At 29.4% G+C, this 19,886-nt stretch carries 21 protein-coding genes; all 21 read left to right on the plus strand.

Annotated elements, in window-relative coordinates:
* The first annotated feature begins 15 nt into the window (after positions 1–15).
* The 21 genes from G4D72_RS05440 (at position 16) to G4D72_RS05540 (ending at position 19,573) form a co-directional block, all read left to right on the plus strand.
* Positions 16–1,038 (plus strand): TerC/Alx family metal homeostasis membrane protein, encoded by a 1,023-nt coding sequence (locus G4D72_RS05440; protein ID WP_166076607.1) that lies wholly within the window; start codon positions 16–18, stop codon positions 1,036–1,038.
* Positions 1,039–1,076: 38 nt separating this feature from the next.
* Positions 1,077–1,601 (plus strand): OmpA family protein, encoded by a 525-nt coding sequence (locus G4D72_RS05445; protein ID WP_166076608.1) that lies wholly within the window; start codon positions 1,077–1,079, stop codon positions 1,599–1,601.
* Positions 1,602–1,694: 93 nt separating this feature from the next.
* Positions 1,695–2,591: a helix-turn-helix transcriptional regulator gene (locus tag G4D72_RS05450; RefSeq protein ID WP_166076609.1), complete on the plus strand. Its 897-nt coding sequence runs from the start codon at positions 1,695–1,697 to the stop codon at positions 2,589–2,591.
* Position 2,592: 1 nt separating this feature from the next.
* Positions 2,593–3,069, plus strand: a complete 477-nt coding sequence (locus tag G4D72_RS05455) for a 3'-5' exonuclease (protein WP_166076610.1) — start codon at positions 2,593–2,595, stop codon at positions 3,067–3,069.
* 23 nt (positions 3,070–3,092) lie between these two features.
* The gene (locus tag G4D72_RS05460) at positions 3,093–4,421 is read left to right on the plus strand and encodes a DUF262 domain-containing protein (RefSeq protein WP_166076611.1); all 1,329 of its coding nucleotides are present in this window, start codon (positions 3,093–3,095) and stop codon (positions 4,419–4,421) included.
* Between the two features lie 4 nt (positions 4,422–4,425).
* Complete coding sequence (locus G4D72_RS05465) at positions 4,426–6,369, plus strand: DUF262 domain-containing protein (RefSeq protein WP_166076612.1); 1,944 nt, start codon at positions 4,426–4,428, stop codon at positions 6,367–6,369.
* Entirely contained in the window at positions 6,366–6,731 is a 366-nt protein-coding gene (locus tag G4D72_RS13340; RefSeq protein WP_207784864.1) for a metallophosphoesterase, read from the plus strand. The genes G4D72_RS05465 and G4D72_RS13340 overlap by 4 nt, the downstream gene beginning before the upstream one ends.
* Before the next feature lie 377 nt (positions 6,732–7,108).
* Complete coding sequence (locus G4D72_RS05475; protein WP_166076613.1) at positions 7,109–7,495, plus strand: FtsZ/tubulin family protein; 387 nt, start codon at positions 7,109–7,111, stop codon at positions 7,493–7,495.
* A gap of 69 nt (positions 7,496–7,564) precedes the next feature.
* Positions 7,565–7,795 (plus strand): hypothetical protein, encoded by a 231-nt coding sequence (locus G4D72_RS05480; protein ID WP_166076614.1) that lies wholly within the window; start codon positions 7,565–7,567, stop codon positions 7,793–7,795.
* 5 nt (positions 7,796–7,800) lie between these two features.
* Positions 7,801–8,946 carry a hypothetical protein gene (locus G4D72_RS05485; protein WP_166076615.1) on the plus strand — a complete coding sequence of 382 codons (1,146 nt, stop codon included), beginning with the start codon at positions 7,801–7,803 and terminating at the stop codon, positions 8,944–8,946.
* A gap of 670 nt (positions 8,947–9,616) precedes the next feature.
* Complete coding sequence (locus tag G4D72_RS05490; RefSeq protein WP_317165227.1) at positions 9,617–9,961, plus strand: helix-turn-helix domain-containing protein; 345 nt, start codon at positions 9,617–9,619, stop codon at positions 9,959–9,961.
* Positions 9,961–11,253 carry a type II toxin-antitoxin system HipA family toxin gene (locus tag G4D72_RS05495; protein WP_166076619.1) on the plus strand — a complete coding sequence of 431 codons (1,293 nt, stop codon included), beginning with the start codon at positions 9,961–9,963 and terminating at the stop codon, positions 11,251–11,253. Before G4D72_RS05490 ends, G4D72_RS05495 begins: the two co-directional genes overlap by 1 nt.
* Before the next feature lie 474 nt (positions 11,254–11,727).
* On the plus strand, positions 11,728–12,249 hold the full coding sequence (locus G4D72_RS05500; RefSeq protein WP_166076620.1) for a type I restriction enzyme HsdR N-terminal domain-containing protein: 522 nt from the start codon (positions 11,728–11,730) through the stop codon (positions 12,247–12,249).
* 647 nt (positions 12,250–12,896) lie between these two features.
* Positions 12,897–13,667: an NYN domain-containing protein gene (locus tag G4D72_RS05505; protein ID WP_166076621.1), complete on the plus strand. Its 771-nt coding sequence runs from the start codon at positions 12,897–12,899 to the stop codon at positions 13,665–13,667.
* Positions 13,668–13,796: 129 nt separating this feature from the next.
* Positions 13,797–14,195: an NUDIX hydrolase gene (locus tag G4D72_RS05510; protein WP_166076622.1), complete on the plus strand. Its 399-nt coding sequence runs from the start codon at positions 13,797–13,799 to the stop codon at positions 14,193–14,195.
* Between the two features lie 453 nt (positions 14,196–14,648).
* Entirely contained in the window at positions 14,649–16,112 is a 1,464-nt protein-coding gene (locus tag G4D72_RS13345) for a ligand-binding sensor domain-containing protein (RefSeq protein WP_207784865.1), read from the plus strand.
* Between the two features lie 181 nt (positions 16,113–16,293).
* The gene (locus G4D72_RS05520) at positions 16,294–16,848 is read left to right on the plus strand and encodes a hypothetical protein (protein ID WP_166076623.1); all 555 of its coding nucleotides are present in this window, start codon (positions 16,294–16,296) and stop codon (positions 16,846–16,848) included.
* 172 nt (positions 16,849–17,020) lie between these two features.
* A complete protein-coding gene (locus G4D72_RS05525; protein ID WP_166076624.1) occupies positions 17,021–17,458 on the plus strand; it encodes a hypothetical protein in 438 nt (145 codons plus the stop codon).
* 143 nt (positions 17,459–17,601) lie between these two features.
* A complete protein-coding gene (locus G4D72_RS05530; RefSeq protein ID WP_166076625.1) occupies positions 17,602–18,060 on the plus strand; it encodes a DUF1493 family protein in 459 nt (152 codons plus the stop codon).
* Positions 18,061–18,305: 245 nt separating this feature from the next.
* A complete protein-coding gene (locus G4D72_RS05535) occupies positions 18,306–18,851 on the plus strand; it encodes a DUF6252 family protein (RefSeq protein ID WP_166076626.1) in 546 nt (181 codons plus the stop codon).
* Between the two features lie 206 nt (positions 18,852–19,057).
* Positions 19,058–19,573: a hypothetical protein gene (locus tag G4D72_RS05540; protein WP_166076627.1), complete on the plus strand. Its 516-nt coding sequence runs from the start codon at positions 19,058–19,060 to the stop codon at positions 19,571–19,573.
* The last annotated feature ends 313 nt before the right edge of the window (positions 19,574–19,886 follow it).

Consider the following 19,886-nt stretch of genomic DNA (forward strand, 5'->3'; position numbering starts at 1 on the left):
TTAATTATATTTAAAATGGACAATCATCCTATTTTCGCAGAACATCCTTGGTTAATAGTAACCTTTGGAGTTGCAGTTTTATTCATGCTTTTATTAGATTTAGGAATCTTTAACAAAAAGAGTCATGAAGTTTCAAATAAAGAAGCAATTACATGGTCTTTAGTTTGGATTTCCTTAGCTATGGGGTTTAGTGGTTTAGTATTTAACTATGCAGGTGCATCTAAATTCTATGAGTTTCAATCAGCTTATTGGATTGAAAAAGCGTTATCGGTAGATAATTTGTTCGTTTTTATCTTAGTTTTCAAATTCTTCGATGTTGCTAATAAAAACAAACACAAGGTTTTATTTTGGGGAATTATAGGAGCATTAGTATTAAGAGCTATATTTATTTTCTCTGGAGCTTTCCTTATTGAATTAACCTACTTAAATAAAATTTTAAGTTATATAGGAGTGGAGGGGTTTAAGTATAACATCAATATTATTATGACATTATTTGGTTTATTCCTTGTTTATGCAGGTATTAAATCATGGTCAGCAGGTGATGAAGATGAAGATGAAGACTATAATGATACAAGAGGAGCTAAATTAATCAGAAGTATTTTTAGCGTAAGTGACAAATATGATGGAGATAAATTTTTTACTTATGAAAATGGTAAAAAATTAGCGACTCCATTATTGGTTGTGGTTGCGGTTATCGAATTTACAGATTTACTTTTTGCAGTAGACTCTATTCCTGCAATTTTTGCAATTTCAAATGACCCTTTCATTTTATATACTTCAAATATTTTTGCAATTTTAGGATTAAGAGCCTTATTTTTCTTATTAGATAATTTCATCCATTTGTTCAATAAACTACCATACGGATTAGCTGTAATTTTATCCTTCATTGGATTTAAAATGATAATAGCACCATTCTATCATATCGAATCCGTTGTTTCATTAATGATAATTGGTGGAGTACTTTTAATTTCAGTAATTTTGTCAATAATATTTCCAGGTAAAAAGGATGAAGAAATTGAAGAAGAATTAGCAGATTAAATAACATTAGTGACACAGATACTGATGCACATAAAAAAATGTTAGAAATACCTATTAAATTTAATGATTTGAAATGTAAATTGATTGATGGCGCAAATAGATTGTTAATTAAAACTAATAAAATTTTTGGTGATGTTTCATTTAATTCTGGGAAGTCAAATTTAACAAAACGAGGTAAAGAAGAATTAGACGAAATTGCAAGTTCTATTGAGACCGAAGTTAATGGATGGAAAAACTATTTGAATACCTGTAACGAACGTGTTCTTGAAAATGATGTATTTGTAGTAGTTATCGATATAGTTGGTTATGCTGATGCAGTTGGAGGTTCTAAATTGAATTTATCACTATCAAAAGATAGAGCTTTGGAAGTGAAAAAACAATTAGAAAATAAATTTTTTGAACTAGTTGAAAACAAAAGACCAAACATTGTCTTCAAGAAAATAAATGCAAAAGGTTATGGTGAAAAATTGCCACCAGGTATTTCCGCATCAACAAATAACGATCCGGAAAGAAGAGTTTGTTATATTTATTCAGTTGTTGGACCATCAAAATTATTAAACTAATTTAAGATAATTACTTTATTAATGGTCTTGATTTTATCTGCCGCATTTTGTCAGAGCAAAACACTACTTTAGCAAAATATAAATAATTTATTTATGGCAAAAGTTGGATTCTATAAGCGATACTTATACATCATTGACCGATTAAAGTCGGTACCAAGTAACTTTCAGGAGTTGCATAAATATGTAATAAAAAGATTAGAAAATGACGATTTAGATGATAAGTTCGAGTTTTCTATTCGTACGTTCGATAGAGATAAAAATGACATTTTCGATTTGTTCGGAATATTGATTCAATACAATCGTAAAGATAAAGTATATTACATCGATGAGGAAATAGAAGATCCTTCTGTTTCAAGAATGGTGGAAGCTTTTTCTATCCATGAAGCACTAAAAGAAGGAAATAAAATTAGCACTAGTATTTATTTGGAAAGTCGAAAAGCATCTGGAACCAACTTAATAAGTGGAATGCTGTACGCGATTCAAAACAACTTCCAAATAACATTTACACATACCAAATTTTGGGACATGGAAATTACCCAGAGAATAGTTAAACCCATTGCTATAAAAGAAGCTCAACACCGTTGGTATTTAATTGGTCAAGATAACAAAGATGGTAGTATAAAGAATTTTGGTTTCGATAGAATTTCAGATTTAAGAATTTCAGACACCAAATTTAAACCGGTTGTTTTCGAAGTTGAAAAAGCCTACAAACATGCTTTTGGGGTTGAAACCTATGCACCCGAACAAAAGGTAATATTGGAATTTTCTTGGCAACAAGGAAACTATATCAAATCATTTCCTTTGCATAGTTCACAAAAAATAATTACTGATACCCAAGAAAAATTGGTAATTCAATTGCTACTTCATACTACCAACGATTTTACTATGGAGTTAATGCGATTTGGTGCCGAAGTAAAAGTTATCGAACCAGAAGTATTACGCAACACCATCAAAGACAGAGTAACAAATATGTTAAAACTATATAAATAAGATGAATACTTTTACAGCCATAGATTTCGAAACTGCTCAAGGCTACCGTTGGAGTATTTGTCAAGTTGGACTTGTTAGAGTTGAAAATGGTATAATTACTAAAGAACTAGATATTTTAGTGCAACCGCCTGATAACTATTATTGGTCCAATTTTACAACTATTCACGGTATTTCAGCAAAAGATACACGTCAATCTCCAACTTTTAAACAAGTTTGGCATCAGATAGAACCCTTTATTAAAAACCAAAATGTAATTGCTCATAATGGTTTTGGTTTTGATTTTCCAGTTTTGAGTAAGACACTAGAATATTATAATATGCCAACTCCTGAGTACAATAAATTTTGCACGTATAAAATATATAAATCAAATTTGGCTAATTTGTGCCAAGAACATAACATTCCACTAAATCATCATGATGCTTTGAGCGATGCAAGAGCTTGCGCGGAGTTGTATTTGAGATTTTTAAATAATAGATAAAAAATAATTATAAAACATTAATTATGAATGCAGTTAAAGTAGATAGCATAACACTAGAAAATTTGTTAAATAATTATCAATTAGCCATTCCGGAATATCAAAGACCATATGTATGGACAGAAAGAGAAATAAATAAATTATTATTTCAATTTTTAGAACATAAAAAAAGAATTGATTATAAGCCAAATTTTTATTTAGGAAGTATTGTACTGCATTTCGATGGTGAAAAACACAATATTATTGACGGACAACAACGCATAACCACAATGCAAATTTTGAGTATTTTAAATAATGAAAATTCAAAATATAATATTAAATATAATCACCCAATTACTTTAAATCATATTAAGGAAAATTATAACTTTTTTAAAAGTAATAAAGAAGAATTAAATTTAATAGATTTTGATAAAATAAATGTAACAATTGTTATAACAAAAAGTGAAGATATGGCATACAATTTTTTTGAAACCTTAAATACAGGTGGAAAAAGATTGGGTGGGACCGATATTTTAAAAGCTCATCATTTAAGAAGTATTTCTGAAAATGATGAAAGAAATTCATATGCTTTAAAATGGGAAAAAAAACAAAAAAACCTCGAAACGGTAAACAGAATGTTGAGTAAAATTAGACGAATGGATTATTTAAATAAATCTAAATTTGTTCCTGATAAATTTACTGATGATAACAAATGGAAAAACGTTTTAACTGATGATTTTGCTGATAAAACTAAAAAAAGCAATAGAGATATTGGTTATTCTTTTGTAGAGATTGAAGAAAATACACATACAATAACCGCAGATAAATATGCTATTAGACAACCATTAAATCAAGGTGTTAATTATATAAATTACTTGTTGAATTTTACTGATGATTATAATTTTTTGTTTGAAACAGATGAATTAATTAAAAATAAATATTCATATTTTAATAATGAAATTATTGATGTTATTGATGGTACAGTAGATTTAAGATATTTTTATCAACTAGCTTTACTGTGCTTTGTGGACAGATTTGGCAGGAAAAATGTATTAGAATTTTCGCTTTATCTTTTTAGATTTATTTATAGTTTACGATTAAATGACCTTTCAAGAGTTTATGAAGCAACCGTTAGAAATTATATAACAGAAACCTTAATTTTTGAACGGATACTTAATGCTTATACTTATGAAGAAATATTAATTTTCTTAAAAACTTATGAAGTGAAAATAAGTACTAAAGAAATTTCAGGAGTAAAACAACGCTTTCATGAAAGAATCCATTTGTTTTTTAAAAATAATGCTGAAACAACCATTTCTAAAGAAAATTACGACCAAGATTTAATAATCGCTATCAAAAACTATCTAAAAAAATAACTAGATGAACTTTATAACAAATACAATCAATATACAATCAATAGTAGAAAAAAACTTTGAATTTTTAATACCTGTTTATCAACGTCCTTATGTTTGGGATGATACAGAAATAAAAAAATTGTTAGAAGATTTAAAACATAATTTTGAAGTTAACACAACTGAATATTTTGTTGGAAATACTTATGCCATAAAATCAAATAATGAAAACAAACCCAATCAATATGAAGTAATAGATGGACAACAACGTTTTACAACATTTTGGCTAATTTCTTTATGTTTTGAATTATTAAATGTTAAAACGAAATTAACCGAATACTTAAGAATTGAAAAAAACAAAGACATTCGCTTTGATTTTGATATTAGAAAAGAAGTTTACGAATATCTAAAAGGGCAATTAGATGGTTCAGCACATAGAAGATTTGAAAATGTTGAAAAACTTGAATTTTTAAAAAACATTGCTGCTGGTATTGAGACAATTAAAGGGATATTAAATTCAAGTACAGCAAGCCAAAATAAAATAAACTTGGAAGCTTTTGGAGATTATATCTATGAAAAAGTGATGTTTGTTTTTAATGAAGCACCTGAAAATACTGATTTAAACGCCTTGTTTGTTGCACTTGGAACTAGCGGTATACAATTGCAACAATCAGATATTCTTAAAGCTAGACTATTAGATAAAATAATCGAAAAAGATAAAAGAATTATTTATGCAAAAATTTGGGAAGCTTGCGAAAACATGAATAATTATTTTGAAAGTAATGTTAAAATTTCATTTCCATATGACACCAGCAAAGTGACTGAAATTGATTTTAAAAAATATAATGCAGAAAAATTCAATTACAATTCGGATTTCGAAGAATTAAATATTGAAAAAGCTATTACTATTTCAGAAATAATAGAACTTGATACAAGCGTAGAAATAAAAACAAAAAACAAATCTAATAGTAATACCGAATGTCGTTCTATTATCACATTTAATTTGTTTTTGTTACACGCTTTGCGAATTTTCAAAAAACAAATTCATTCAAATAATGATATTATTTCTATGGATAGTAAGAAATTATTAGAAATTTTTGACCACGAGAAGCAAGTTTTTAAAAATGAAAATGTAGAAGTAACCAGTAAAAATGTTAAAGATTTCTTTGAATTACTCTGGCAAATCAGATACAATTTTGACAAACACATTGTAAAATGGTTAAAAGACGAAGATGAAAGTACAGATGAAGATGAAAAACTACTTTTATCATATATCAATACTTCTAAAAATAACGATAAATCATATTTTTCAAGAAGCGAAAAAGAATTTTCAAGCATTCAAATGTTACAATCGGTTTTGTATTTTAATAATATGCCTACTCAATTTTGGTTAACACCTTTTTTAAGTTTTTTAATTGAAAATCATACAGTAACAGATGTTTCTATTTTAAAAGAATTAGAAAAAATAGACAATATTATGATTCCAGGTAACAAAAAAGAAATGACTTGGAATATTTTAAATAATCAATTTTTGATGCCAAATTTTGAAAAAATAGCTTCAGATTTAAATATAAGTAGAGGCACTAGTTTTGATCATTACTGGTTTTATAAATTAGAATATTTACTTTGGAAAAATTGGGATAAAAATGATCCAATGTTCAAAAAATATCGAATTACTTCAAAAAATTCTATTGAACATGTTTTTCCCCAAAATGAAGAAAATAAAAGTAAACTATTGAATATGAATTATTTGGATTCTTTTGGAAATCTAGCTTTGCTTTCGGTAAGTCAAAATTCTTCTTATAGTAATCAAGATGTAAACAAGAAGAGAATTGATTTTTATAACAAATCAACTTTTGATTCTTTAAAACTAGCTAAAATTTACTCCAAAGATTCTTGGAATTCTGAAGAAATTAAACACCATCAAGAAGAAATGATTTTAATCCTTAATGATCATTACAACAATCTATGAAATTCATAATCATTTCTGACACCCACGAACAACATAAAAACTTGACTTTACCAATAGGTGATGTCATCATTCATGCGGGTGATATAAGTCAACGTGGTAAAGAAAGTGAAATTTTAGATTTTCTGAATTGGTTTAAAGACTTAGATTTCAAGTACAAATTTTTCATTGCAGGTAACCACGATTTCTTTTTTGAAGCAACTTTAGAAAAAGACATTCAAAAGATCATTCCAGAAACCATTATTTATTTATATAACAGTGGAGTAGAAGTAGAACATATTAAAATATGGGGTTCTCCAATAACACCTAATTTTTTTGATTTAGCATTTAATAGTGATAGAAGTGAATCCATTTCTAAACATTGAGAACTGATACCTTCAGACACAGATATTTTAATTACTCATGGTCCCGCATATGGTCAACTAGATAAAACCACACGTGGAGAAAATGTTGGATGTGAAGATTTATTACATACTATTGAAAGTGTACAACCAAAAGTTCATATATGTGGACATATACACGAAGGTTATGGACAAACCACTTTATCGAAAACAAAGTTTATAAATGCTTCTGTACTTAATGAAAAGTATGGTTTAACGAATTCGCCAATAACTTTTGAGCTTTAAATATTATCTTAATGGCACTTTTTTAAGTGTCGTTTTTTTATGCAATAAATTTATAACGCCGCCCTTTGTCTGATGCTCCAAGTAATTTTGTGTGATATAAACTTAAAAACAAAATTATGGGACTTATTCTTTCAGAAACTCTAAATATAGATTTTAAAAATATAATAAGTAATAATGATAACATTTTCATTGGTTCATCTGTTGTATCAGGAAATAATAGAGCTGAAAAAGCTATAAAAAAGGCTTTGCTTTCCCCTTTACACAAAGGTGCTACAATTACAAATAGTGAACATATAGTAGTGTTAATCAGTATTGGTTTGGAAGAAATGACTTTAGATGAAATAAGTGTAATCAGTGATTATGTCCAACAAGAATCAACCAATCAACCAAATATAATTTTGAATGTAACAGAAGATAATAATTTAGAAAATGCTATTGGAATTACCCTAATCGCTTCTGGTTTCAAAAGTAAAATAAATTTAACTGAAATTAATAACTCTTAAATTTCAACTGCCGTACTTTGTCTGATGCTCTAAGTAATTTTGTCTTATAACAATTAAAAACATAAAATTATGGGACAAATGATCCAATTAGAAGAAGAGTTAATTCGCATCAACACTTCAAAAAACTGTATTGAATATTCAAACAATAATGTTAGAAGCTGGTATAATAGAAGCAGTGCATCTTCCATGATGGGAACCATGCAAGATTTAATTCACAATGGAAAAGAATTACTTGTTACGACATCAAAAGGGTTGTACTATTCAAATAATAAGGGAAGATCTTGGCATAAAAGAAGTTAATTGATATGATAGTTTATTACTGCTTTTTGGAGGTTTTTGATGAAGAAATCGGAAAATGGGAACATGTTAATAATCCCAATCAGCAACCTGAAGACTTACATTTTGGTCAGTTTTTTACTGAAATGGATAGGGAAAGCTTGTTTTTCTTTTTTCTAGATGTAGAAAACCAACAGGAAGCAGTACTTTTTCCAAAATGGAAAGGTTTGCCAAATGACGTTTCTAATTTTGTATTTAAAAATTATAATCATCTAGTAGAAGAAGTAAGTCTTTGTAATGTTGTATCCTATTTTGAATTAAATGAACTTTTAGATTTTAAATACGATACCACGTTTAATCTTTATAAACTACCAAAATGGGAATACAAAAATTATAAGGAGTATAATTATGCCGATAAATTGAAACATAATAGGAAACAGATTTCTTATAAAAGTTATTTGGGAGATTCTTTTTTTGAAGACTTGAATGCTATTAAAAAACATGAACGTATTGGAAAGTGTCGAATAATTTATTTTGCAGATTCTGGAAATAGATGGCGTGAGGGTATAATTGAACCCGAACCTTATTTTAAAAGACATCATCATACAAAAATTGACTGTGATATAACCAAAGACGATTATGGTAAAATTGAATTATCGAATTATCTAATTCTGAGTAGTTTTATTGAAAAAAATGCCACAATTCAAAATGAAGAGGTTATTGAAAAGATGGAAAATTTGGGTATTAAAATAAGAAATGTTTTTTTAGATTATTTAAAAGGAATAATTCCCATTCAAGAGTATAATATAAACAACGCCCAATTAACGCAACAATTCTGGATTTTAGAAAAGCTTTATGCTTTTGGGTATCATAATGGTGTAGTTGATAATAAATCTATTGAAGATTTTTGTGGAGATTCTCCTATTTTTAATGATGGTGGTATCGAAGCAACGGAACATTTTTCACAGTATTCAAACTATGAAGATATTGAAGTGGATTGTGGTCGTTATGCATTTAAAAGTTTATTTGAATTTGAAAAATTCAAATTAATTTTACGTGGCTTTTGTGAGAAATGGGAGGGAGAAATACAAATACTTTCCTGGTTGTTTTCAAGAATTAAAAAAACAGATAATTATGAAGATTTGCTTGAGGAACTTATGAAAAAATTAAACTAACTAAAGAGTCAACTATTTGGTATAGTAGTTTAAAAATTGAGTGTTACATATTTCTTTTGTTTTAACTAGTTTCAACAGCTATTAGCTCCCCTATAATTTTATTTTAATTATTTACTATTTGTTTGATAATTTAAAACAATTTGTAACCATAAATTCAAGTAGTATATTATAAAAGAAATTTTACTTAATCGGGGTTGTATACGGAAATCTGTAAAATATGTCTAAGTCAACATGCCGCTTCTTTTCTATTAGCAGTTCCGGTTGATCTACAAACGGTTTATATTGATATCTATCCGGATGTTAAGGATGGTATTAATTTATTGGTGTTTAAAGAAAAGGCTACATAGGCGTCAGAAAAGCTTTTAAGGGTTGAAAACAAGAATGATAGTGCTATAAATAATTTTGATTTATATTATAATGAAGAAGGAAGTTATTGTTCAACTTGTAAAAAAAAACACCTGCCTTTAGCACTGTAATGTTTTGGATTTAGAGAGAATATCCTTCCAATCCAATGCGTTTTTTTATGAGGTACCATTTCAAATTCTTTAGGTTTATGTTTGAAAAATCTTTATGTTAAAAAAACTACTACCTTAAAAACAAAATTATATCATTTTATTTTTATATTTTTGTTGTAAATAACAAGCATTATGTGCTTTTAATGTGGTTTATGATGGATATTTCAAGCAAAAACTGGTTAGAAATGAATGATAACGCGCTGATAGAAACGATTGGAGCTTTCGTAAAACACCATCGTTTAGCGCAAAATAAAACTCAGCAGCAACTAGCTACAGCAGCTGGTATCAATCGTTCTACAGTGACCCAAATAGAAAATGGTGGGAAAATCAACTTGCAATCTTTATTGCAAGTACTGAGAGTGTTACACTTGCTACATGTGATGGATAGCTTCAACATACAAGAACAAGTAAGTCCGTTACAATTGGCTAAGTTGGAGCAGCAAAAGCGAAAAAGAGCTCGAAACACAGATAACAACCGTCCGAAAAAATCCGATTGGTAATGATAACAACTGCATTTGTGAAAATTTGGGGAGAAACAGTAGGGGCAGTGGCTTGGGATGTCAACTCAGGTACAGCAAGTTTCGAATATGACCCTAAATTCATAGCTCAGAAAATAGATTTGGCACCTTTAAAAATGCCAATTTTAAATGGGTTAAATAGAATTTTCTCTTTTCCAGAACTACGAAACACAAAAACTTTCAAAGGCTTACCAGGATTGTTAGCAGATGTTTTACCAGACGATTATGGTAACCAATTGATCAATACTTGGTTGGCACAAAACGGTCGTCCTGAAAACAGTATGAATCCGGTTGAAATGTTATGTTTCATTGGATCGCGAGGAATGGGAGCACTTGAATTTGAACCCTCAATGTTAAAAGTAAATAAAAGAGCCTTTGATATTGAAGTCGCTGAATTAATTCAAATGTCACAAAAAATGCTAACTAAAAGAGAAGCATTTGAAACGAATTTAGCCAAAGACGAGCAACAAGCCATGTTGGATATCCTTAAGATTGGAACTTCTGCAGGTGGGGCAAGGCCAAAAGCTATTATAGCTTATAATGAAAAAACGGGGCAAGTGAAATCAGGTCAAACGTTAGCACCTAAAGGTTTTGAACATTGGTTACTAAAATTAGATTCCATAAGCGATGTACAATTTGGAGAAAGCAGCGGTTTCGGTAGAGTAGAAATGGCGTATTATTTGATGGCTAAAGCCTGCCAAATCGATATGATGGAATCCAGTTTGTTGGAAGAAAACGGAAGGGCTCATTTTATGACGAAACGTTTTGATAGAGAAGGAGGGGACCAAAAATACCATGTCCAAACATTGTGTGCGATGCAGCACTATGATTTTAATCAAATTACAAGTTTTAGTTACGAGCAATTATTTCAAACCATGCGTATGTTGCGATTACCCTATCCGCAAGCAGTGCAAATGTTTAGAAGAATGGTATTCAATGTAATCGCAAGAAATTGTGATGACCATACCAAAAACTTTGCTTTTCGACTAAAAAAAGATTTAGAATGGGAATTGACTCCGGCTTACGATGTTTGTTTTGCTTATCGTCCCGATAGCAATTGGGTCAGCCAACACAATTTAAGCATTAACGGTAAAAGAACCCATATCACAAGAGATGATCTTATGGCAGTGGCGAAATCCATGAACATCAAAAAAGCAAATCGAATCATTGACGAAATTAATGAAACCGTCAACAATTGGTTCACTTTTGCTGCGCAAGTTAAGGTGGATGAAAAGTTAAAAGTCGAAATTGGAAATGCACATTTAATCCTGTAGTTATTTTAAGAAATAAATAAAAATACTATAGAATAAAATGGATGTGTTGTATTACAAAATACCACTTTATTTAACAAAATCAGTATTGGATTATATCTAAAGCACTACAACAAGAATTAGACTATTATTTGTGATTTTTCACTACACTTACAAGATTTAAAGCTGTTTTAAATTATACCCTCTCAGTACAACTGCAAGAATTGTTGTTCACTTCCTCATGAAAATTAGCAAGCTACTTAATGACTTCCACTTTTTGGGCAATGATAGAGCAGTAACCCTTACGAATAAATTTTCAATCAACGTTACGGGAAATCCGTAAAATTATTTTTTTTTATACTCTTATTTTTGAAAACAGCTTGTTTCACATAAGAATAGTGAAGTACTCATAGTCAAAAATCGATTTGAAGCAAGCTAAAACCGGTTTAAAAATCCGATTTAAGAAGCTACCAACCACTGAAAAGCATAGCATAAGAAATGATTGAATTCAATTTGGACAAATATTTGCCAAAAATAGTTTGGCAGGCCCAAGGCGCACAAAAATACCTTTGTAAGGTTAGAAAAATATTACTAAACGTGACACCTGAGGAAACAAGGCGACAAGCTTTTTTAACTTATTTGATTGAAGAACAAAAGGTACCAGAACAGCAGTTGTTAGTGGAGGTTCCCTTGCCAAACCAACAAAATAAAATTGATATTTTAGTATTGGATGCTACTAATGCTCCACTTATCATTTATGAATGGTATAATGAAGCAGAAAAGGCAGCTACTAGCGCAATATCAACAGCAATAAAGTACTATGAAACCCTTCATACTATTGATTATGTTGGTGTAGTAAAAGGCAATCAGATTGATTTGGTGAGTTTTGTACACAATAGAGAAGAAGTGTTTGTGGTGAAGTATACCCAACACCCTACATATAGCAACTTGTGTAAAGGGAATGCCAATCCTTTCATTCAAACTCAACCCCTAAGAGATTTCTTACATCCCTTGCACTAGGAAAATACTATAACCGACAACTATCATTGCAGGAAACGAGCAAATTTTATTTGAAATAAATACCGAAAAGCACTTGCTAATGTTGAGGTAGTTGTTGATTAGCCCAGCAGAAATGTCTTAGGATACTCTTGATTTAAATTTGCACTCGGGTTGATTAGCCGTATTAGTTACTTTGTAAAAATTGTCATAGTAAAAAGTGTTTCGTGTGTTTTGAGATTTCAGATGGTATAGATTGTCAAATCGTTATAAACACTCATAAAACACCCAAAAAAAACTATTAATTTGAATACCAAGTTAAGATTGCATTTCGGATTCTGTTTTCGATAATAGTAATTGTTTGTAGTATCTCACAACAACTGCCGTATCTAACAGAATATTATAATTGAAAAATGTGGTTGCATTTCCATTAAAAAGATAACTTAATAGCTGGTACATCCCTAATAAATCCTATATTAGTGGTGCATTTGAAATTAAAGTCACTTATTTCTAAAAAGAGCGTGGTTTTCATGCAACCAATAAAACTTTTTTTCAATTTCTATCCTACCATGGAAGCAAAAGTGTAGCGAGAAGTTTTCTTCATAAATTGTAGCAGGTGGTAGGAGAAAAGGTTAATTAAAAGAATAGATTCGAATCCTAAAAAAAAAGAAATGAAAATAGCCTTATTGATAGACGGAGACAATGCGCAAGCTTCTCTAATTCAGGAAATTATTGCAGAAGTGAGTAAGTATGGCAAAGCCACAATTCGAAGAATTTATGGAGATTGGACGCGTTCTGGCATGAACAGTTGGAAACCTATTTTAAATGAAAATTCTATAAATGCCATGCAGAATTTCGCTTATACTTCGGGTAAAAACGCCACGGATGGCGCCATGATTATTGATGCTATGGACATTCTTCATTCTGATGCTATTGATGGTTTTTGTATCGTTTCTAGTGATAGTGATTTTACTGGTTTAGCCAAACGAATTCGCGAACAAGGTTTGTTTGTGATGGGAATAGGACGCAGTACTACTCCTGTAGCTTTTAAAAATTCTTGTGAAATATTTACACAAACTGAAAACCTAATGGCAGTAGAGCAAGAAGTAGAAGAAGCACAGGAAGTGGTAACCCAATCCAAAACAAATAAGAAACGTGTTCCATCTTTAAAAACTGAAAAAAGTAAGGCTGGTCATGCAAAACTAAAAATCGACCGAGAAGATTTAATCAAAATAGACAAAGCTTTCAATTTAGCTTCCAATGAAGAAGACGGCACCCACATTGCCAAAGTCGGTATTATTTTAAGACAAATAGATCCAAGTTTTGATTCTAGAACGTTTGGGTTTAAAAACTTGTCGCAATTGTTTGAACATATAAAAAAGTATCAAGTAATTAAGAATGATGTTAACGGTTTGAATCATCCTTTAGTGAAGTTAAAGTAATACTTAGTTCAAAATAAAAGTGTTTTGGAAAAGGTGTGTCGCTATTTAATTATAATAATTGTAGCGCTTTGTTTTCTTTACAGCGTGGCTATTTCAAAACATTCCAACTATCAAACATAGTAAAAGAATATGAAAATTATTGATAAAATTGCTTGGATTGCTATTAAAAATAAAACCTTACTTTCTACAAAGAGTTATGGTAAAAAAGTATTTTATATTCCTGGTGGCAAACGCGAACAGGAGGAATCTGATGCCGATACTTTGCTTCGAGAAATTGCTGAGGAACTTGATGTGTATTTGATTCAAAGTACCCTAAATTTTGTAGGTATTTTTGAAGCGCAAGCCGATGGTCATGAAGAAGGTACGGTGGTTCGCATGACCTGTTATACCGGAGCTTATACAGGCGTTTTAAAAGCATCTTCAGAAATTGAATGTTTTGAGTGGTTGCGCTATGCTGATAAAGATAAAATTTCAGAAGTGGATAAATTAATTTTTGACTTTTTATACGATCAGGATCTAATTGATTAGTACTTTTTTCAAAATCATCCACAACAAAATAATTTGGTATCTTTCTGTTTGGAAAACTATTTCATCGGAAACATTGCTATTAATAAAAAACTTTAAAGTGCAATCGCCTTTTTTTGGTCTTTAACTAACTATTAACGAGTGTAGTTCATAAAATGAATATAAGTTATGATGCCAATGAAATTAAGTTTGCTAATCAATCAATAAGTCGCCAATGGAAAATACGTTAATACTAACTTTCACTTTCTTATAGAACTAGAATAAATGAAGTAATAACAATCAAATGAAACTTTTTCATACCTTTTTTTAAATATTCTATGACATTAATTTGATGCATACAATTATATATTACTAATTTTAACTTGTGTTTGTTTTTACAATACACACATGAATAAGTACCAACCCTATTAAAAAAAACACTAAAACAAAAAAAAACACTAAAACAATAAAACCCGAATGAAAAAAATAATTTTTATAATTTTAACTAGTTTGACATTTCAAGCCAATGCTCAAAATTTATTTCCAATTAAATTAGATAACTGTAAAACTGATAAATTTTGTCTTGACTGTGGTGATGTCAAAGCAGGATATGACGAAAAGGAGTTTTTGAAACTACAAGAAAAACTAAACCAAGAATTAAACCTACAAGGTATTAAAGGTTCAGTTAAGTTTCAGATACTTGTTGATTCAAAAGGACGAGCTTGTGTATTGAGTCATACAGACCAATCTAAAAATCCAATTTCGTTACAAATTATAGAAGCGCTGAACAATTTTAGAAAATGGACCCCAGCCATTACTGGAGGTAAAAAGGAGGAAAAATCATCAATCAATATGATTTTTTCAATAAATGAGAACAAAATAATTGGAAATATTGAACGTGTGGATATGACTGCTTTTAAGAGATCATTTGATAAACCTAACAGTCCTGAAATATTCAATAAAACCTATCTTTATAAAAATGAAAATCTAAATACATATAAAATAACTGTTTGGAATACTAAAAACTCAAATCTTCCAAATAATATGAATGATCACATTGCAATTGACAAAAATGGATTAATTTGGTTAACAATCGATGAAGGTTTGGTGACTTTTGACGGTAAAATTTTTAAAAATGCGGAGCAAAATATTACTGATAAAGGAAATTTCTTTTCGTATTATGCGATTGCATCAGATAATAATAATGTCAAATGGGTTTATGGAAAAAAAAATATCTATAGTTTTGACAATTCCAAATGGACCAAATACGATGCAAATGAGATAGGTATAGATGGCGTGTATGAAATAGTAAATAATATAAAAACAGGCGAAGTATTTTTTTGTTCCGATGAAGGATTAACAATTTATAAAGAGGGAAAATGGTCAAATATTAATAAAAATAAAGTAAAAGAATTTCCTTCAAACCGAGTAACTTTTGCTAAAAGAGATTCGAAGAACAGAATTTGGATAGGAACTTTCAGCGGAACTGTAATGATAGATGAAAATGGAAAGGCGACAAATTTTGAACATACTCAAACTGTTTTAAAAGGCAAATGTATTACTTCTATGGATGAAGATGAAAATGGGAATCTTTATTTTTCTCTTTATGAATTTGATAGAAAAGAAAAAGGAAAAGTAAATAATAATGAAGGAATTGCAATTGGCTATGCAGACGGAACTTTTAAACAATTTACAACTGAAAATTCTGGAATGCCATTTAATCATACCAATTGTGTTGTTTATGATAAAAAGGAGAAAGTTCTTTGGATTTCTACTGACAGAGCTGGTTTAATACGATATGACCTTAAAGATGGTTGGGAAAATTATCATAATGAAAATTCAGAAATTCCTACTTCTTATATTTCTACGATGACTATGGATGACAATGGAAACTTATATTTAGCCACAAGACAAGGATTAGTTAAAATTGAAAAAAAATAAAGCTACTGCTAACAGCGTTTGTCAAGATTGCGAATTTTGTAGTAAAAACACGTTTACGTTTCGCAAGAAATTTTATCTTTGATAGAAAATACCCGGTTCCGAAGTTCGCAACCTCGCCAAGCGCCGGAACGTTAGCTGCAAGCTGAAAAACTTTGCGTAAAACACAATAAATTTTATATAAATGCAATTATTAAAACTATCAACCTTTATTATATTTATTTACTCTATTTTTAGTTTTGAAAAAGTTAAATGTAATGATGATGATCAAATATTGTGGAAAAGTGAAAGAAAATTAGTTTGGGATGATTTTAAGGGAATTGCTGATACAAGTATGATAAATGTTGAGGCGATAACGAGTTATAAAATTGAAGTTACTGATGCGTATTTTGAAAACGATATTCCAAAATATCAACTTTCTTGCTATTTTATCAAAAGTAAATCTTGGACTATTACAAATGAAAAAAAAACATTAGATCATGAACAATTACATTTTGACATTGCAGAAATTTACGCGAGGAAAATTAGAAAAGCATTTGATAGCCTAAACTTTAAAAAATGTGTTGATACAAATAAATATGATGAAATTTATTATCGACTTGGAGATGAATGTGAAATCTATCAAGACAAATATGATAATTCTGTATATTTTAATGAAGTTCAGCAAAAAAAATGGTCAATAAAAGTTAATGCTGAATTGGAGAGATTAAAAAAATATGCATATGAACCGAATGAATAAACTAAAAAGCCAGCAGCTAACAGGCGTTTGTCAAGATTGCGAATTTTGTAGTAAATTCACGTTCATTTTTCGCAATAAATTTTATCTTTGATAGAAAATAATCGGTTCCGAAGTTCGCAACCTCGCCAAGCGCCGGAACGTTGGCAGTAAGTTTCAGACAAAACTAGAATAAATGACCAAAATTGGAAAACTTAAATTCGGACATTATTACGGAATAATCTTTGTTTCATTTCTTTGCTTTATATTCATTCGTAGTTATGTAATTGAAAAAGATATTGAGAAAAGCAAAACCGAAATAGTCGCAAAATTTGTTAGAAAGGATAAATCTGTAAAAACTACAGCATTCTATTTTGGATTTTATTATCAAGGCAAATACTTTGAAACTTGTGGCTCTGGAATAAGTTACTCAATGTTTAATTCAAACAAAGAAACTAATATGATTGACAGTTTAAAAATTAACCATTTCTATTACGCAAAATTTGACCCAATTCACAAAGACAATATAATTGTAAATCCTTCAGAAGAAATTACAGATTCGACAAAAATAACAAATGCTGGATTTGAATATAATATTAAAAAACCTACTGCTAACAGCGGTTTGGCACAATAGCTATTTTATCCTTAATAGAACGTTCGATTTTCCGCTGGAAAATCTTATATTAGCAAGAAATAATCGTTTTACGCAGTAGCTACTGCGCCAAGCCGCGGAACGAACGTTGCAGCAATAGGCTCAGACGTTTACAAACAAGAAATATGGAAGTTAAAGAAATAGAATTCTCGAAATTACGACATGCTTACATTACTGTTAAAACTTTTTTAGAAACTGAGTCATGGGATAAAGTAAAATCACTTGACACAAAAATTGAAAAAGACCTTGGACTTGCTGGTGATGATAATGCAGAAATGCTTGAAAAGTTTGTAAAAAAGTTTGAGTTAGAAAATAAAAACTTTGATTACATTAAACATTTTTTGTCTGAAGGAGAGTTATTTAATATGAGTTCGTCATTATCTACTTTGCTCACATTGTCCATTTGGATTCCATTAAAAACAATTGAACTTATTACATTCAATTCAGTTAAAATAGAAAAGCCAAATTTTAATAATTATCCTGAACGAGACGATCTTACTTTTAAAGAAATGATTACATGGTATATCGAAAAAGATTATGTTTCCACTGATAATGTTAAATATAAAATTAAAGCAGAAATATAATCGAGATATTTATTGTTTAGCCGACATCTGCTAAAAGCGGTTTGACTCAATAGCTACTTTTGTCCTTAGGAACAACGTTCGATTTTCCGCTGGAAAATCTTATCCTAGCAAGAAAAAAACGTTTCAAGCATCCGCTACTGCGCCAAGCCGCAGAACGTTAGTGGCAACACTGCCAAAATTGCGCAGAAATAACATTGTCATAACAATAGATTACTTTATTTGAAATCATTTTAAAACAACAAAGTATGAAAAAAATACTTATACTATTAGCATTAACCCTTACTTTATCTTGTTGCAACAAAGACGACAATCCATCTTCATCTAACGACCAACTACCACCTGAAACCCAAACAGGAGCTAATACCGTAGGTTGTTTAGTGAACGGAAAAGTATTTTTACCACATCAAGAAGGTATAAACCCTGCTGTAAACTGCTTTTATCAATTGTATAATGGTGAATATTTTTTCACAATGAATTTTGCAGATTTAAGAGGAACAGGGGTCAAGGCAGTTGTAATACAAACAAGTAGAATAAATTTAGAAGAAGGTCAAATATACCTATTAAATAAAAATATAATTGAAGATGGTGATTTCTCGGGGGGGGGGCAATATTATATTTCTTCAATTTTATCAAATAATTTTTATACAAATACTATAAAAACAGGTGAACTAAAAATCACTCGATTAGATATATCAAATTCTATTATTTCAGGAACTTTCTGGTTTGATGCTGTCAATACAGCAGGAGAAACTGTAGAAATAAGAAGTGGTCGTTTTGACTGGAACTATTAATTATGAAAATGAAATAAAAAACACTTTCACTCAATGGGACGAAAATGGAAACCTAATAAAATAACTTCGGCCAACACACGTTTTGCGCTATTGCGAATTTTGTAGTAAAAACACGTTTATGTTTCGCTAGTACTATTATCTTTGATAAGAAATAATCAGTTTATTTATGGACATTTAATCAAGTATCATATAACAAACAATAAAATATGAAAAAAATACTAATTTTATTTTTTCTATTTTCTCAAGTTTCTTTTGGACAGAACGTATATTTCAATATCCTAAAAGAAAAAACAGAAAGAGATGATTCTGGCATTATAACTCTTTATTTGGAAATCATTAATGAATCTGAAAATGATGTTATTATGCTTAAACCAGCAAATGATTATCGCCAAAAATTTATGCATTATTATTTTGATCTGTTGAAATGTGATGAGGCTGTGTATTTTGATTATTCTACAAATAGATTTAAAATTTTCGAATATGTGAATGATGATTTACTAAAATTAAAATCTAAATCTAAAGAAATAGTTAAAATAAGATATTGGAGTATTCACGATATATTAGCTTGTGATGCATCTGAATTTGAAGTTAAAATAAGTTATGAAATTGATCAAAAATTAACTTATTTCAAAGAAGGCTTAACTGAGAGTGAAGCAAAAATATATAATTGTTTGACTTCAATTAAAATAGAAAGTTTACCCACTTTAATTACAATGAAATAAAATACCACCAACTACAACAGTTTTTTTATAGTTACTATTTTTTCAATATTAAATTCAATTTTCAATTGTTAAACATTATTTATAAATACAGTTTTGATTTTTTGTTTTTAATAATAGTACTAAATAAACCATTCAAGAAATTTGTAAAACTATAAATACTTTAGGTTAGCATATAAAATTTAAAAATGTAATACTTAGTTACAAATATTTATGGTTTCATGCCATTAATTTGAGTTGTTTATACCAAATTATTATATTTGAATTTTGTATGTGTAATTTGTGTATTTCGCACATACACAAGTTAGCAGTAATT

Source organism: Flavobacterium difficile (assembly GCF_011392115.1).
In the GTDB taxonomy this organism is placed as follows: domain Bacteria; phylum Bacteroidota; class Bacteroidia; order Flavobacteriales; family Flavobacteriaceae; genus Flavobacterium; species Flavobacterium difficile.